Annotated in this window: 16 protein-coding genes; 10 read left to right on the top strand and 6 right to left on the bottom strand. The window is 65.1% G+C overall.

Annotated features, from left to right (window positions below; translation table 11 throughout):
* Positions 1 to 324 precede the first annotated feature (324 nt).
* The 7 genes from A5777_RS01855 (at position 325) to A5777_RS01825 (ending at position 7,618) form a co-directional block, all read left to right on the top strand.
* Positions 325 to 2,043, top strand: a complete 1,719-nt coding sequence (locus A5777_RS01855) for a DUF4012 domain-containing protein (RefSeq protein WP_231894904.1) — start codon at positions 325 to 327, stop codon at positions 2,041 to 2,043.
* 122 nt (positions 2,044 to 2,165) lie between these two features.
* A complete protein-coding gene (locus A5777_RS01850; RefSeq protein ID WP_005208546.1) occupies positions 2,166 to 2,822 on the top strand; it encodes a response regulator in 657 nt (218 codons plus the stop codon).
* On the top strand, positions 2,789 to 3,994 hold the full coding sequence (locus A5777_RS01845) for an ATP-binding protein (protein ID WP_005208544.1): 1,206 nt from the start codon (positions 2,789 to 2,791) through the stop codon (positions 3,992 to 3,994). The genes A5777_RS01850 and A5777_RS01845 overlap by 34 nt, the downstream gene beginning before the upstream one ends.
* Positions 3,976 to 5,007, top strand: a complete 1,032-nt coding sequence (locus tag A5777_RS01840; RefSeq protein WP_005208543.1) for a hypothetical protein — start codon at positions 3,976 to 3,978, stop codon at positions 5,005 to 5,007. The genes A5777_RS01845 and A5777_RS01840 overlap by 19 nt, the downstream gene beginning before the upstream one ends.
* Before the next feature lie 110 nt (positions 5,008 to 5,117).
* Positions 5,118 to 5,507 carry a DUF5313 domain-containing protein gene (locus tag A5777_RS01835; protein ID WP_005208542.1) on the top strand — a complete coding sequence of 130 codons (390 nt, stop codon included), beginning with the start codon at positions 5,118 to 5,120 and terminating at the stop codon, positions 5,505 to 5,507.
* 280 nt (positions 5,508 to 5,787) lie between these two features.
* Positions 5,788 to 7,080, top strand: coding sequence for a hypothetical protein (locus A5777_RS01830; RefSeq protein WP_005208541.1), 1,293 nt, complete (start codon positions 5,788 to 5,790; stop codon positions 7,078 to 7,080).
* Positions 7,081 to 7,117: 37 nt separating this feature from the next.
* Positions 7,118 to 7,618 (top strand): hypothetical protein, encoded by a 501-nt coding sequence (locus A5777_RS01825; protein WP_064861443.1) that lies wholly within the window; start codon positions 7,118 to 7,120, stop codon positions 7,616 to 7,618.
* A gap of 7 nt (positions 7,619 to 7,625) precedes the next feature.
* Here A5777_RS01825 and A5777_RS01820 read toward each other — a convergent pair whose 3' ends face one another.
* Both A5777_RS01820 and A5777_RS01815 read right to left on the bottom strand, forming a co-directional pair.
* The gene (locus tag A5777_RS01820; protein ID WP_064861451.1) at positions 7,626 to 8,129 is read right to left on the bottom strand and encodes an excalibur calcium-binding domain-containing protein; all 504 of its coding nucleotides are present in this window, start codon (positions 8,127 to 8,129) and stop codon (positions 7,626 to 7,628) included.
* 215 nt (positions 8,130 to 8,344) lie between these two features.
* Positions 8,345 to 9,727: a DUF1731 domain-containing protein gene (locus A5777_RS01815; RefSeq protein ID WP_082933506.1), complete on the bottom strand. Its 1,383-nt coding sequence runs from the start codon at positions 9,725 to 9,727 to the stop codon at positions 8,345 to 8,347.
* Positions 9,728 to 9,814: 87 nt separating this feature from the next.
* Here A5777_RS01815 and A5777_RS01810 point away from each other — a divergent pair, with 87 nt between their 5' ends.
* Positions 9,815 to 12,049: a hypothetical protein gene (locus tag A5777_RS01810; RefSeq protein ID WP_064861442.1), complete on the top strand. Its 2,235-nt coding sequence runs from the start codon at positions 9,815 to 9,817 to the stop codon at positions 12,047 to 12,049.
* Here A5777_RS01810 and A5777_RS23930 read toward each other — a convergent pair.
* Genes A5777_RS23930 through A5777_RS01800 form a run of 3 tightly spaced genes read right to left on the bottom strand, consistent with a single transcriptional unit; the run spans position 11,977 to position 13,363 of the window.
* Positions 11,977 to 12,447 carry a hypothetical protein gene (locus tag A5777_RS23930; RefSeq protein ID WP_082933505.1) on the bottom strand — a complete coding sequence of 157 codons (471 nt, stop codon included), beginning with the start codon at positions 12,445 to 12,447 and terminating at the stop codon, positions 11,977 to 11,979. The two genes, A5777_RS01810 and A5777_RS23930, sit on opposite strands and share 73 nt — an antisense overlap.
* Entirely contained in the window at positions 12,435 to 12,632 is a 198-nt protein-coding gene (locus A5777_RS01805; protein ID WP_064861441.1) for a hypothetical protein, read from the bottom strand. The genes A5777_RS23930 and A5777_RS01805 overlap by 13 nt, the downstream gene beginning before the upstream one ends.
* Entirely contained in the window at positions 12,629 to 13,363 is a 735-nt protein-coding gene (locus A5777_RS01800) for a hypothetical protein (protein ID WP_442902988.1), read from the bottom strand. Before A5777_RS01800 ends, A5777_RS01805 begins: the two co-directional genes overlap by 4 nt.
* Before the next feature lie 337 nt (positions 13,364 to 13,700).
* Here A5777_RS01800 and A5777_RS24940 point away from each other — a divergent pair, with 337 nt between their 5' ends.
* Together A5777_RS24940 and A5777_RS01795 are read left to right on the top strand one after the other, a co-directional pair.
* Complete coding sequence (locus A5777_RS24940; protein ID WP_197501592.1) at positions 13,701 to 13,862, top strand: hypothetical protein; 162 nt, start codon at positions 13,701 to 13,703, stop codon at positions 13,860 to 13,862.
* Between the two features lie 13 nt (positions 13,863 to 13,875).
* Positions 13,876 to 14,745, top strand: a complete 870-nt coding sequence (locus A5777_RS01795) for a 1,4-dihydroxy-2-naphthoate polyprenyltransferase (RefSeq protein WP_064861440.1) — start codon at positions 13,876 to 13,878, stop codon at positions 14,743 to 14,745.
* Positions 14,746 to 14,852: 107 nt separating this feature from the next.
* On the opposite strand, the gene A5777_RS01790 is transcribed toward A5777_RS01795, so the two are convergent.
* Entirely contained in the window at positions 14,853 to 15,425 is a 573-nt protein-coding gene (locus A5777_RS01790; RefSeq protein WP_064861439.1) for an endonuclease domain-containing protein, read from the bottom strand.
* Positions 15,426 to 15,595: the final 170 nt, after the last annotated feature.

Raw genomic sequence — 15,595 nt, 5'->3', positions numbered from 1 at the left:
GAGAATTGGTACCCGATTGTGCGTGGCGGGCACTCTGGGATTGTCCTGGCTCTGCGGGCACCCTTGGCGAATATCTGCCGTGGCAGCTGATGCCCTATCCTGCTGGAAGGGGAATTCGACTCGACGTGGGGATCCGATAACGGGTGCCTTCGAGTCGTGGGCGTATTACAGGGGGCGGAATTGGCTGTGCCAAATGTCGACGACCAGTCAACGGTAACGGAGTATTCCGACCACAGCGCTTTCGGCCCAGCCGACGGACGAGATCCATCGGACACCCCGACGCGATCCCGTCGGCGTCGCAGGCTCTACCTGGTTGGCGGTCTAATGGCGTTCGCGTTCGTGATCTGTGCGTATCTCGCGTATCTCGTGTTCGATGTCAAGAGCAACGTCGAGGATGCACGCAGCCACGGAACCAGCGCGAAGGCGGCGATTCTGGACGGAGATGCGGCGCTCGCGCAATCTGAAGCACGGTCGGCGGCGGTGGCGGCCGACGCGGCGCGTGACTCGTCGAACGATCCGGTATGGAAAGCATTTGCCGCGATCCCAGGGCTCGGCTCACCGTTTACAAGCGTGAAGCAGATGACTTCGTCCGTCTCGGATCTGGCGTCGCAAGTATTGGTCCCCAGTGCAGCACTCGCCGAGACGATCAGTCCATCGAAACTCCGTGGGCCCGACAACACACTCGCCCTGCAGCCCCTCGAGGTTGCGCAGCCGAAGCTCGCGGAGATCGCGACCAACGCAGAACGTATCAACCAAGGGGCACAGCAGATTTCGGACTCATGGCCCAGTCAGGTGTCGGACGCACGTAAGCAATTGACGAGTCAGATCGCCGAGACCGCCAGGTTCCTTCGCGGCACCGAGACCGCCGCACTGATCGCGCCGTCGATGCTTGGGTTCGATGGTCCCCGCCACTACTTCGTTGCGATGCAGACGCCGTCCCAGGCCCGCGCAACCGGCGGCCTGGTCGGCGGCTTCGCCGTCATGTCCGCGGAGAAGGGCCACGTCACCACACCACAGCTCGGACAGAACTTGGACATGAGCGAACCAACCACCCCGCAGCTAGACCTCGGCCCCGATTACAACCGTCTCTACGCGTGGACAAGGTCGTACTTGGACGTTCGAAATTCCAACTACAGCCCCAACTTTCCCGACGCGGCTCGCATCTGGATCGCCAACTGGAGGGGCCAGACAGGACAACAACTCGACGGCGCCCTGGCGCTCGACCCGATCGCGCTGAGCTACGTCCTGAAGGTCACCGGTCCAGTCACGCTCGCTGACGGCGAGAAGATCACGGCCGACAACGTCGTACCAATCACGCTCTCGACGTCGTATCTGCGTTTTGCCGATGACAACGACGCACGCAAGCACTATCTGCAGGAAATATCGAAAGCCGTCATCGGTCAGATCAGCACCGAATCGGGCAACACCGGCGCACTGCTCGAGGCACTCGGACGCGGCGTGCACGAACGTCGAATTATGGTCTACAGCGACCACAAGAACGAGCAGCAGGTCCTCGAGGCCACGGCCTTGGGACATCAGATATCCAACACATCAGCGCCATATATGAATGTCACGATGACGAACATCTCGGCGAACAAGACCGACTACTACCTGAAGCGCGAGATCGCGTACGCCTCCGGTGTGTGCTCGGGCGCCACGCGTGAATCGACAGCCACCGTCCGACTGACCAACACACTTCACGACACGACGTTGCCTGACTACGTGATCGGTACGCGAATGAAGCGCCAAACACGCTTTCCGCAGGGAACCAACTACACAAGTGCGCAGTTCACACTCACTCGGGGCGCAACCGTGCAGCACGTGATCATCGACGGCAAGGAGACGCCCTTCACAGTGGGCACGCTCCTTGGGCATCCTGTTGTATTCGCCCAGGTACCGATCCCACCGGGCATGAGCGCCGAGGTCAAAGTGGTGTTCAGCGAGCCGACGTCGGCGCACGGCGAGGCGCTCGTTCCCGTGCAACCCCTGGTGGACAATCCCGTGCCCCGAGTCGACGTCCCCGTGTGCGGACCGCGGAGCTGACGGGTCCTGAGCCGGGCGTCGCCGCTCGAATGTAGTCCGAACGGACCAAATCGGGGTGAGATACACCGTTCGCGGTACTCATCACTCTCAGCGTTGTCGGTCGGATCGGCAAAGATGTCCCCATGACACCCTCGCCTGTCCGCGCGCGCATCGGTGTCGTCGACGACCACGAGCAAATCGTGCGTGGCCTGCGGGCCACATTTGCCGAGCACGACGGCGTCGAGCTGGTCGCCGGCGCCGACACCGTCGCCGGGCTGCTCGCTGTCACCACCGAACTCGACTTGGTTCTCCTCGACCTCCGGCTCGACGACGGCACCACGCCGCTGACCAACATCGCCGCGCTCACCGACGCCGGAATTCCCGTTCTCGTCTACACCTCCGGCGACGAGCTCTACCTCGTTCGCCAGGCCGCAAGCGCTGGGGTGCTGGGAGTGATCCGAAAGAACGCACGCGAAGCCGAACTCCTCGACGGCATCGCGCAGGCACTCGACGGCAACACCGTCGCGAATATCGACTGGGCAGCGGCCATCGACTCCGATGAGGAATTCGTCGACCTTCCCCCGCAGCTACGTCGAGTTCTGGAGCTGTATGCGGCGGGCGAATCGAATGCACGCGTCTCGGCCGAGCTCCATCTCTCCGCTGAGACCGTCGCCGACTACGTCAGCCGGATCCGCCTGCGTTATCAAGCCGTCGGCCGACCCTCGCCCACCAAGACCGACCTGTACAAGCGAGCGATAGAGGACGGATGGCTACCGATTCCGCGACGTCTCCGGCGGTAAGCGACACGTCGCGGGATGCCCTGGCGGGACGTCGAATCCTTCGACAGTTCACCCTCTTCGCAGCCGCAGGCTACCTTCTCTACGGCGTTCAGCTGGCGGTTCCGGTCGCCGCGGCGTCAGCGATCACTGCACCGTGGTACACGCCGGTCGCGGTGCTGTTGACCTTCGGCACCGGACTGTCGATGGGTCCGCTCACGTGGCACGCGGGTTACCGTCGACTGCAGACCATCACTGGCATCAGCGCCATTGGCTACCTGATTGCACTGGCCCTCTGGTGGATCGCGTGGGACGGCGGACAGATCCACACTGTGCAGGGGCTGTGGCTGTCGATGTTTCCGGGCCTCGCTGCCATCTGTGCTGCCCTCGCGTTTCGACCAGCCTGGGCGTTCGTGGTACTCGGAGTCGCGGTCACCGGGTCAGTCATTGCCGACCGGTTAGCCCGACACGCAGAGGTGATCGGACCGATCGTGGCCCAGATATGCTGGGCCAACGCCTTTTCCATGGTTTTCGTGGTTGCCTCAATCATGGGCCGACGCACGGCCAGAATCCTCGACGACTCGCGAGCCGAAGCCTATTCGACCACCGCGGATGCTGCCGCAGCACAAGCCCGTTCAGCGGAACGGGCACGCTTCGACGCACTCACGCACGACAGCGTCATGTCGACACTTCTACTGGCTGCGCGACGCGGAACGTCGTCTGAGCTGGTTCAGGATGCACGAAATGCGTTGACTGCCATCGACCGCGCGGGATCCGATGACATCGACGACGAGGTTGGCGCCTCGCAAACCCTGAGCCGTATCCGCGCAGCAGTGGCTCTTGTTGCGCCGCAACAAAGGGTGTCCGCCTCCGTATTGGACGACACGGCACGCTATCCCGCTGCGGTGGTGACGGCGATCGCCGCGGCCGCCGCCGAGGCTGTCCGTAACTCCCAACGACATGCCGGTCCCGACGCACACACACGAGTCGATGCAACCTCCACCCCGGCCCGTCTCAGCGTCTACATCTCCGACACTGGAACAGGATTCGACCCCAATTCGGTACCCGCCTCACGCCTCGGCATCTCGGTGAGCATCGAAGGCAGAATGTCCAAGATCGACGGTGGCTCGGCGACAATCGAATCGCAACACGGGCGCGGAACAACAGTGAGGCTCTCGTGGACACGCACGAACTGACCGATGCGCGGCATCTCCTCGGCATGCGGGAACGTGGTGTGTGGTTGGTCGTTGGCACGTTCGTCAGCGCGTGCTGGTTGGTTGCACTCACGTCGGGCGACACAGTGACCTCGCTGTGGGGCCCAATTGCAGCAGCCGCTATCTATTCTGCCGCGACGATCGGTCTCGTTGCAGCCGAGGGCGATCCGCTCCCGGTGACACCGACAGTGCTCTTTGCTGCAACGGGCCCCGTGTGCAGTTGGCTTGTCCTGTCGGTGTCGTCGGCGTCTGCAATAACCTCTGTCGCGGTTGCGATGAGCCACGGAACGTCAGCGGCGATATACGCATTCATGGTGGTGCGCGGACGACGAGTCGCGCCATGGCTTGGATTTTTCGCAACCGTTGTCGTATTCGCCGTCTGGGGCGCCATGAGCGGCGCGGGGCCCATCCTCGCCGTGGTGCAGGTGACCGCCGACGCTGCCCCGCTGCTGATGGCAATGCTGTTCTCGTTCACACTGAACCCCACTGCGCGAGAGGTGTTTTCGCTACGGCAGCAGACGACGGTGCGTGTGGCTCAGCTCGCGGCGTCGCGCGCGGCTGCCGACGAACGCACACGCCAGGTCAGACAACTCGCCTCGCTCGCCCGACCCCTCCTCGAACTGATCGCGTCGGGAGCAGAACTCACGCCGGCGCAACGACTCGACTGCGAGGTCCTCGAAGCCCACCTGCGCGACCGCCTGCGTGCACCGCTGATGAGCGAACTCGACCTCGACACTCCCGCGTACGACGCTCGCCTCCGCGGCGTCGACGTGGTGCTCATCGACGACTCGTCCGAGGAGATCGCCCAGGACGTCCGCGAACGCATCAGCAGGCTGGCAACCGAGGTGCTCCGTGCCGCCGAGGACGGTGAGGTTTTCGTCCGTATTTCACCAGCCAACCGCACAAGCGTCGCTTCGGTGCTGCATCGGCCGGTCACCGGCTCCAGCACCCGCATGGAGGTCGACGCCGAGGGCGGGGTGCGGGCGGCCGGCTGAGGTCAGGTCGGGCGCCTCACGCATGCCGCGGAGCACCTGGCCGACGCCCGGAACGGGCGCTCGCGTAGAATTCAGTAGCACGCGATTGAATTTCGAGAAGGGCGCAAACCATGGCAGAGACGTCGGCTCGACCAAGGGGCTGGCAGTACGTCCGCTATTGCTACGGCGCGGTGTTGCCCGACTCGATGCGCGACTGGGTCGCCAACGACCTGGCAGGCAAGGGCGCCGCGCGACGCATGGTGGTTCGCTGGGCGATCCCCTGCATCATCCTGATGCTCCCGATGCTCTTTGTGCCCGCCGACTGGGGCGTGCGGTTCATCATGTTCTCGCCCATCCCGATCGCGTACGTCTTCTTCTCGATCGCACTCAACGTCATCTACCGCAGGCATCGGCTCTCACAGCACGGCCTGAATCCTGATCTGGTCAAGCGCAACGAGCGCGTCCGCAACGCCGATCTGTACGACGAATACCACCGCAAGTACCGCGGCAGCGCGCGGTAGCGAGCGACCACTGCCAAACGCCCTAACGTGGGCGAGCGGAAGCCCTTGAGCGCGTCCCCTGCCGCGCCACGTGCGTGCAGTCGACACAGTGCGCATATCCGCCGCGTCCGATCTCGCGCGTCGACAACAGTCGGCGCCGTCACCCTCGGTGACAAGTAGGCCGAAATGTCACTCGATCAGACCAATTATCCACTTATTCACGTGTTTTCAGCACAGCGGCCGAGTTCGCACTCGTAGACTCAAATCTCTTCGTCGACATCGAGGAGCCGATCGGCCATGTATGCCTGACAACCCGACCCCGCACTCGTCGCCGGGCCACCAACTCGACTGGATGGACTGGAGCCCAGGAAACGCGTCCGAGGCCACCGCACCTCAGGCACCCGAGGCAGCCACCCGCGTCCATCTCGACAGTTCCGCCGCGGCTCCCCCCACGATCTCCCTGAAGAAGGGGTCGACGTCTGCTGCAGCACCGACGCTTCCCCCTGGCACACCGGCCCCGACGAACTCGGGCCGGGAAGCCACTCAAGCATCGCAGGTCGCGTCGGACGCCCGGCTCTACATTCCACCTGCCGCGCCGGCCGCCCCGTACCAATCGCCGTATCAGCCTGCTGGCCGACCGCCATCGAAGTCCTCATGGTGGTTGATCGGCGTCGGACTCGTCGTGGTGTTCGCACTCATTGTCGGAGGGGCGGTGTGGGCTGCCACCAAGGGGCCACTCAAGGCGAACAACTCGTCGACAAGATCTGCCTCGGGCGCACAGAACCTCCCCGACACATTGACCAGGTGCGCGCAGCCGTTGACCACCTCGTCGCCGCAGGCGTCGCTCACGAGCTCCGGTTTGGCCGTGACGTTCACGGCGTCTAGTCCCTGCTCCGGGGGTGATGTGCTGTCGGGATCGCAGGCCGCCGTTGCGGTTTTATCCTCGGCGGGTCCGGTCGCGAACGGCACCTTCGATTTCTCCAGCTCACCGATCGGTGTTCCGCCACAACCTGACTCACGGCAGATCACGCTCACCTATCCCACGGGCAGCTTCTACCAACTGCCCGACGCGAGCAGCGGTTCGAACCTCACGATCCAGATCACCGACTCCGGCGCCACAGGCACCTCGGCACTTTCGTCCTCGCAGGCGACCGGTCCGGCGTCAGCCACGGCGTCGCAGGCAGGTCAGCCGACCGGCGTCAACGTGGATAGTGTTGCTGCACAATCACTTCGCGCACAGGTCGACGCCGACCGCGCGAGGATCCTGTCGAGCAGCAACAACCAATGGGTTGCTCAGCTCAGTTCCAAGCAACCCGGGCTCGTCGCCGACGGCAAGACGTGGACCAACAAAGACATCCTCGACGAGTTCGCCGCCAACTACCAACGCTTCTCGGGCGCACGCCTGCTGTGGAGTGACGACTGGTCGGTGTTCAGCTCATCCGGTTGGTGGGTCACCATCACCGCTCAGACGTTCCCGAGTCCCCAGGCGGCCGTCGCCTGGTGTCAGCAACAGAACTTCGACCGCGACCACTGCCTGGGAAAGCTGATCAGCAACACTGCGCCGCCCGAAGGCTCCACCGCCTACATCCGATGATCGACCCGCCGAGAGTCCACACGAAAGGTCTTGTCCCGTGACTGCCATCGCGGCTCAGCCGCCACTACTCGAGGGCGAAGTCGTCGAGTATCACGCCCAGTTCAGCCCTCGCCTGCTCCTCAAGCACATCAAGACGACGGTGACGCTCACCAATCGCCGCGTTATCGTGCACGAGCCGCACGTCATCTTCGGCTTCATCGAGCACGGACACATCCTCGGTGAGATCCCGCTACGTCACGTCTCCCAGATCTCGACCGGCAACACCACGTCGTCGCGACGCATCATGTGGGGCACCATCGCGGTACTGGTCGGCCTCTTTTTTCTCATGAGTAGCGGGGCGCTCGGCCTGACCGGCGTCTCCGTGTTGGTCGGGCTGCTCTTCATCGTCGTCGGCGTGGTCTTCTTCGCGACCGCGCACTCCAACGGGATCGTGTTCCGCAGCACCGGCGGCAGCAACCTCGTCGCCCACGGCTCGAAATCCGAACTGCCACAGATCGAACAGGCCGGGCAGATCGCCGGGAACCTGATCTTCAGCTGAAGCGCAGCTACTCGCACGCAACTCCGTCGCCGTCACGATCGAGCTTCGACGAGTAGCCCGGCTGTCCCGAGTACAGCGGCGCAGCACCAGCGGCACGTGCGGCCGCGCAGCTGGCGTAATAGGCGCTTCCGCCACCCGAATCCGAGGTGGTGGTCGGTGCCACAGCAGTCTGCGTACGCGTCCCGACGAACCCGCGCGGAGTGTTGTCCGCGTCGTCGGCCGCCTGTGTCGTGGTGGTCCCCGTGGTCCCGGTTGACGCTGTCGGCGTAGCCGTCACCGTGGTGGTGCGCCAGACTGTCTCGTTCGACGCCGCGCTGGTTTCGGTCAGCGTCGTCGTAGAGGTCACCGTCGGCGCCGCCTGTGGGCCGTCGCTCCCACCGATGGCCGTCCCGACTCCGCAGCTGGCGATCATCAGGAAGAACGCCCCGACACCACCGGCGATGATCGCTTTTCGACTGATCTTCGACGACGAGCCCGAGGGCGCAGGCCCATAGGGATACTGTCCGGTCACGGGCACCACCTTGTGTTCAGGAGCGAGGTACTGAGAAGCGAGGTATTCAGAAACGAGCCCTCAGTGTGCACGTTATGCCCGCTTCCGACGGTGCGCGGGGGTCAGGTTCACCCGATCAGCCGACAGCCACACCGCGCAGAAAAGTACGCGCCACAGGGCCTCGGTATGTACCGGTACATGCCGACAGCCCCAGACGCGTAGAAATCTGCGCGCCGCTACGCGCTCCGCCCGAGCAGATCCGCCAACGCGGCGTCGAGCTCGGGGAACCTGAACTCGAAGCCCGCCTCGGCGAGCACCTCCGACCGCGCGCGACGCCCGGTGAGTCCGAGCGCCGGATCAGTACGGAGAAAGACCGCACCCACCTTGAGCATCGGTGCAGGCGTGGGCGGTGCGGGCGGGCGGTGCAGTGCGTGCCGCAGTGACGCCATCAAGTCGACGTTGCGAACCGGATTCGGCGACGCCCCCACAACCACACCGTCGGGCACCTCGACGGCAGGATCGAGACCCAGCGCCGCGCGAGCGATGGCCAACCAGTCGTCGACGTGAATCCAGCTGAACCACTGCTTGCCCGATCCGACGCGTCCGCCGAGTCCCGCTCGCGTGATGTCGACGAGCCGCTTCATCGCCGCCGAACGTCCGTCGAGCACGATCGAGGTCCGCAGGATGGTCAGGTGTTCGGTGTTCGCACCGGTCACGGCCTCCTCCCACGGTTGGGCGACGCCGGTCATCTGCGGTAACCCAACCGGTAGCGGAGTCGACTCGACGCACCACTGCTCACCCGCATCGCTCCAGATCGCAGTGGTGCTCGCCTGCAGCCATCGCGCAACCGGAGCATGCAGCGTCTTCGACGCCTCCACCAACGCACGCGTGGCGTCGACGCGGCTGTCGCGCAGCGCCGCGATGTTGCGCTCAGTAGGCGGACAGTCGACGAGCTTGCCCGCGAGATTGACCACGGCAACGGGGCCGTCGACAGCCAGGGCATCAGCCCACGCACCCACACTCCGGCCATCCCAGACGAGTTGATCGAATGGCGGCGCGGGGTCGACGCTGCGCGTCAGGATCACCGCCCGGTGACCGCGGCAGCTCAGATCGGCGGCAAGATGTTGTCCGAGCGCACCGCTGCCGCCCGCGATGACAACGGTCAGCGCGTCGTCGACCTTCGGGGGCCCGGCAAGACGTGCCAGGCGGGCGAAGTCGGTACGCGCGGTCAGCTGTGGCACGCCCGACAGGATGAACCTGCTCACCGCCCCTACGGCAGCGGTGGTCGTCACGGTCTCGGTGACCACCGTCCCACCGTCGACGGGGACCAGCGTGAACTCGATGCGCGTGTCCGCAACCGGCTCCGGCTGCGTCAACGTCAGCACTCTTCCGTCGGCCACGCTGATGATGAAAGGCGGAGCCAACCGTCGATGAAGCGCTCCCACAACAGGATTCGCCTGTACGTAGTCACCGCGAACTCCGGCGCCGGGCGGACCGTCGAGTCTCACTTCGCGATACCCGCTGTGCCACTCGGGTAGTCGCGCCGGGTCTCCGATGACCGACCAGAGCGCCTCGGCGTCGAGCGCGATGAACTGCGAATGCGACCTCGTTGTGGACATACTTCGACGCTAAGCCCTCCGGAACCGGAAAGATCCTGTGTCGCTACTCACCCCGAGCGATGCGTGCGCGTGGAAGAATTCTGATCCATGGGCGACGGAGCGCAGAAACCGCTCGTGCTGCTGACACACGGGGTCAGCGGCACGCCGCCAGAACAGATCCTCGACAGTTCTCGTGTGGTCGAGGTTCCCGGCACCGACCGGGAGTCGATGACGGAGTCCGGTGCCAGCCCGTTTCGTGGCACGTTCACGACGTGCCCGCAGCAGCCGGCGCACCTGAGGCAACAGCAACGCCGCATCGCCTACCGCTGGGGCGATATGACCTCAGGCCTTGCCGTACAGGCGATTTGGGCGCTATTCGCCCCGTTCGCCCTCGTCAACGTCGCAGCGTGGATGTACCCGAAGATCCCGCCACACAACGCGGCCGCCAAGGCGTCGGTATGCGTCGCCCGGGCCGCGCTGCGTCTCCTCGGACTCGCGTTGACCGCGACCATGGTCGCGCAATTGGCGTTCCTCATCGACGCCGTCCTGTTCAGCCGGATCACCGATGACTTTTGGCACACGACCTGGGTGTTGGTAAGTCTGGCAGCACTGTTCGGCGTCGGCGCGTTCGTTGCGTTCTACGGCAACAACGACACTGATGTCCTCTCCCCGACTGACACCCCGACCGGCGGCGTGCCCCTGATCTCACAGGACTCCTTCGTGCGTCCGTCTGACGGCAGAGCAACATTGTTGATCACCACTCACGCAGTGGCCGGAATCCTCACCGCGGCACTCGTCGTGGGTGCCGACGCCCTACCAGGTGCGTGTCGCGCGCTCATAGTCGCCGTGCTGGTGATCGTCTCGGCTGCCACCGCCGTCTGTACCGATCCCCGCGCAACGTCGACGCCTGCGGAGTGGCTTCAGTTCTTCACAGGGTGGTGGGCAATGCTGTGGATCGCCGGTGCCGGCGTAGCCCTCGTCCTGACAGCCAGCCTTCTCGATCCCGCGCGCCCGGATGACACAGTCATCGCGTGGTTTTTCGGCGCCGACGCGCTCCTCGTGGCGGTGGCGATTGCGGCAACCTTTTGCTCTTTGGTGCTCCCACGCAACCGCTTTGAGAACACGCGCCGATTCTCACGGTGGTGGCGCGGCACCGGGCCGGCGGGTCCCTGGCTGCGCGGGCTACACGGGCCATTTGTGGCAGCCATCGGTGTCGTGTGGGGCGCGGGACTGGGAATGGGCCTCACCCGCGTCGTGGCGTTCCTCCTCGACCACTACGGTGGCGAACCCTCTGAGATCTACCTCCCCGACGTCTACACAGACACAGCGTGGATGTGGGGCGTCACCGTGGTCGTCTGCGGGCTGGGCGCCCTGGTATTTCTTGTCGGAATCGTCGTCGCGAATGGCAGGGAACGGTCGTTTCTGACTGTGCCACAACAACAATCGGTTGGACTTGATCCCCTTGAGCTCGCGCCGAGCACGAAGTTCGGAGTGAAGCTGAATTGGGCGGTCGCCACCGCGAAATTGACGATCCCGGCCTGCGTTCTGGTCGTCGCGGTGTGCGCGATGGCAGCGGGGCTCCTCGCACGAGGAGACCGGCTCTCCTTTCATCTCGGGATCGTCGACGGCAGCGGTCCGGTGCAGGGCATCGGGATCGTGGCGCTGGCACTCGTCGACCTGCTACTCCTACGCGCGATGTACAACGCGGCGCGCAGCCCACGCAAGAGTGGGCGATCACTCGGAGTGCTGTGGGATCTCGCGTCGTTCTGGCCGCGCGAAGCCCACCCGTTGGTCCCCCCTGCCTACGCGCCACGCGCCATCCGCGATCTCCAGCGCTTCCTCGCCAACGTCTGGGAGAAGGAGCCGTCCCGCACTGTGATCCTGGCGGCGCACAGCCAGGGGACGATGATCATGTACGCCCTCGCCCATCGGCTACCTATGGGGCAGCAGCGTCGGATTTCGCTGCTGACCTACGGTTCTCAGCTCGGCTGGGCCTACGGGCGGGCGTTTCCCGCAGCACTGAGCCATCTGACGCACCTGCGGTTGCGGCGCGAACTCGGCGGACGCTGGATCAACCTGGTCAGGTTCACCGACTACATCGGCGACGGCGTCGTCAGCCTCGCCCGAGGTCGGGTGCTGGAACCATACATCGGTGAATCAGGCGCCTCCATACGGTTGATCGACGGCAGGTACGTCGTCGACCAGGACCACAACTTGGCCGAGGTGTGGCTGCCCGATCCCTCGCCCTGGGACTATCCGCCCAACACAACTCACCAACATTCCGCGTACACGTCCGACTCGAGCTGGGATACGTGGATCACACAGCTCACAATTACCCAGTGACAGCGCACGCCATTCGACGACGCGACGCCCTGCGCCTGGCAACACTCGGCGGCGCAGCCCTGCTTGCGGCATGCTCGCCTGCTCCGCGCCCTGCACGTGGACCGACCCCACGACACACCTGGGGCGCATTCATCCCCGAGGTCCTCCCCGGTCGCGAACGCCGACGGGTCGGCACCCGACGACAAGGCAACGTGGATTCGACGCTTCTTCGGCATCGTCGAGTCCACCGACCGCCTCGACGGGGCGCTGTGGTTAGGGATGAACGGGATACGCGAGTGGAACGCCACGACGACGAGCACGGCGATGCCGCGCAGACCCGCGATGTCGTCGAAGAACTGTCGCTGGGGAGCTGCGGGGGCGGCAGGCGCGAGGATGTCGGTCAGTCTCACGTCGACCACGAGAGCATGATGTCGAAAACGCCCATCGCGAGCACCCCGATGAAAACGATCGCAAGCGTGTAGCCGATCACCTCGAACACAGTGACGCGGTTCCAATTGGCTTCGGCGGGGCGTCGTTCCGTCACCTCAGGGCGCTTGGGCGAGCGATACTCTGGGGCGTGCAGATCGAACTCGGGTTCGCTCATGCCGCGCGCTCCGTGACGTCGGGCGCCTCAGCAGTCGCAGCGTCAGCGTCGATCTCGTCGGAGAGCTTCGACGATTCACGCTGATGCGAGACGAGTATCTTGATGAACTCGGACAACAGCGGCACGGCCAGATGGGTGTAGGCCCCCACGAATCCGACGAGCATGAAGAAGTCCCAGAGCCCGTACTCCAGCACGTCACGAACCACGAGAACCCAGAACAGCGCAAGCGAACCGCCGAGCGCGACGACGCCGAGCAGACTGACCGACCGCGCGAGCGAATTGGTCTTGCCGACGACACTGGTTGGTACCCAACCCTTTTCGTGGCCCGTCAGCTTGTGCCAGATGGCAACCGTATGCGCGAAGCTGTACGCCATCTGGATGCGCAGAACCTCGAACCGCCATCTACTCCGCGACACCAGCGGGAAAAGCACCACGTACACCCACAGTCCCAACAGGAACGGGAGGAGCTGAGCCGGATGCACATCGGCCGGATAGAAGGCGGCCATCACGATGCCCGGAATGAGGAGCATGAAGACGTTCATGGCGGTCGTCAGGTAGTAGAACACACCCGCCAAGGCCGCGAGGCGCTGCCGTATCGTCGGGCGGACGGGAGCTGCGGCCAGCGCCGGATTCGGAAGGCGCGACAGCGAACCCATGCACCACCGGTACTGCTGGTTGAGGAATCCGGCGAGATCGGCGGAACACAGCCCGCGCGAGAGCACCACCGGCACGAGGGGTGGGCACCTGCGCGCGGTTCGGCGATCAGCAATGAGCCCGATCGCCCCGTCGCGACCAAGTACTGGAACACCTCCACCGAGGCGTACGGACCCATGACAGGCCTCGGCCAGGTAACGAACGGTCCGATCGGAGTTCTGGAACGGAAGTGCTGCCGGCAAGAACCCGGCTTACGCGCAGCAGAACCTCGGGCAGCTGATCCGCCCCGAGGTCACCCCCGACCTCATCCTGCTCAACTACGCGAGCACTCCCGATCAGAGCACACCGCTCGCGGCGCAGGTCCAGCCGCTGATCGACCAACTCACCAAGAAATATCCGAAGGCCAGGATCGCCGTGATCAAGCAGACGGTCGACGGCGCGTCGTCGGATCAGAGCGCCGGTTATGCCGCCGCCATGGACGCCGAGGGCATCCAGGTCATCGACGTCCACGGCACGTTCCCGTCTGACCAGTCGACGAAGTCTGTACTCACCGCGTTCGGACTGTCGAGCCAGTAGCTAGGGTTCTAGGGTGGCAACCCCAAAGCAGTGGATCGCCGGGGCGCGACCCCGCACACTCCCCAACGCGATCGCACCCGTCGTCGCCGGTGTCGGCGCAGGCCTGCACATCGGCGGCGTGAACTGGTGGAAGGCGGCGCTGGCCGCGGTCGTCGCGATTGCCTTCATCATCGGCGTGAACTTCTCCAACGACTACTCCGACGGCATCCGCGGCACCGACGACGAGCGCGTCGGCCCGATGCGGCTCGTCGGCTCGGGAGCCGCATCACCGGAGTCCGTCAAGCGCGCGGCGTTCCTCTGCTTCGGGATCGGGGCTGTGTGCGGTCTGGTGCTCGCCGCGACCACGGCCTGGTGGCTCGTGCTCGTCGGAGCGATCTGCATCGCGGGTGCGTGGTTCTACACCGGAGGGTCGAAGCCGTACGGCTACATCGGACTCGGCGAGGTCGCGGTGTTCGTCTTCTTCGGCCTCGTCGCGGTGTTGGGCACTGAATACGTCACCGTCGGGACCGTCGACTGGGTGGGACTGGCGTGCGCGGTCGGAGTCGGCTCGCTCTCGACGGCGGTGCTCGTGGTCAACAACCTGCGCGACATCCCCACCGACCGCGAGTCTGGCAAGAACACCCTGGCCGTGCGCATGGGCGACGCGGCAACCCGACGCTTCTACGGAGTACTGCTGCTGATTCCGCTCGTGATGAGCGTGGTGCTCGTGGCAGCCACCCCGTGGGCACTGCTCGGGCTGCTCGCCGCTCCCCTCCTGTGGAAGGCTTACCAGGCGGTCCGCGCGGGAGCTGTCGGCCCGGGGCTCATTCCCTCGCTCGGCGCCACCGGCATGGCCATGCTCGCGTGGGCCGTGCTCACGGCCGTCGGGTTGGCGGTCGGGTAGCGGGCGGGCGGGTCAGCTAACGGCCCGGGCCCGACCGGGGCGCAGAAAACTACAGCCCACGGGCGGCGCGCATGTACCGGTACAGGCGAGGCACCCCAGAGTGGTAACTATCTGCGCGAGCTGATCTGTTCGAAGAACTCATCGGACGTGAGGATCGTCGTCGAGCGCCGTCGCGGATTGAGGTGCACCCCGTTGTGGACGGCACCCATGATCGTCGCCTCGACGTGGGGCCACCGGTCGATGACATCGTCGTACGTGAACGGCATGTACACGTAGTTGCCCGCGGCCTGCACCTGGTTTCGACGACGGTCCTCTTGGAAGCTCTCCTTCTCGGAGTGGAACGCATAACCGTCGACTTCGACGACGAGCCTGTCGCCGATCAGCATGTCGACATGCCCGACGCCCGGAATGTGCGCCTGCGTCGTGAGGCGTACACCCTTGCGGCGGATACGAACCCGCGTGATCGACTCGATGCCCGACGCGGCCTTGGGGTCGCACTCGTCGAGGAGTCGCCTCACCGACTTCGGCGCTCCGTCGAACGCCGAGTGGATCTCCTCGACGGTGGGCACGATGAGGCCGGACTCCATCTCGTCGTCGCCGCCGGACTTGCCCGACAGCGCGCCCGCGCCGTCGGACTCGCCGACGAGCAGACGATCGTCGTCACCGACTCGATGCTGCACCGCCGATACCGTTACGACGCAGGCACGCTCGAAGCTGCGGCCACACTCACATGCAGTTCCGGCGGCGCGGGCAAGTCCGGCGGTGCGAACACACTCGTCGGCGAGTCCGACGGCGCGGGCGCGCTGTCGGGCAAGTCCGGCGGCGACGACGAGATGGAGTCCGGCCTCAT

The sequence above is a fragment of the Gordonia sp. 852002-10350_SCH5691597 genome, assembly GCF_001665715.1.
Taxonomy (GTDB): domain Bacteria; phylum Actinomycetota; class Actinomycetes; order Mycobacteriales; family Mycobacteriaceae; genus Gordonia; species Gordonia sputi.
Note: the sequence above shows the minus strand (reverse complement) of the source record. Positions and strands in the feature narration are given on the sequence as shown.

Bases quoted from the DNA above. Each gene is read 5' to 3' on its own strand.
- A5777_RS01855 (WP_231894904.1), top strand. From the start codon at position 325: ATGGCGTTCGCGTTCGTGATCTGTGCGTATCTCGCGTATCTCGTGTTC.
- A5777_RS01850 (WP_005208546.1), top strand. From the start codon at position 2,166: ATGACACCCTCGCCTGTCCGCGCGCGCATCGGTGTCGTCGACGACCAC.
- A5777_RS01845 (WP_005208544.1), top strand. From the start codon at position 2,789: ATGGCTACCGATTCCGCGACGTCTCCGGCGGTAAGCGACACGTCGCGG.
- A5777_RS01835 (WP_005208542.1), top strand. From the start codon at position 5,118: ATGGCAGAGACGTCGGCTCGACCAAGGGGCTGGCAGTACGTCCGCTAT.
- A5777_RS01830 (WP_005208541.1), top strand. From the start codon at position 5,788: ATGCCTGACAACCCGACCCCGCACTCGTCGCCGGGCCACCAACTCGAC.
- A5777_RS01815 (WP_082933506.1), bottom strand. From the start codon at position 9,727: ATGTCCACAACGAGGTCGCATTCGCAGTTCATCGCGCTCGACGCCGAG.
- A5777_RS01810 (WP_064861442.1), top strand. From the start codon at position 9,815: ATGGGCGACGGAGCGCAGAAACCGCTCGTGCTGCTGACACACGGGGTC.
- A5777_RS01805 (WP_064861441.1), bottom strand. From the start codon at position 12,632: ATGAGCGAACCCGAGTTCGATCTGCACGCCCCAGAGTATCGCTCGCCC.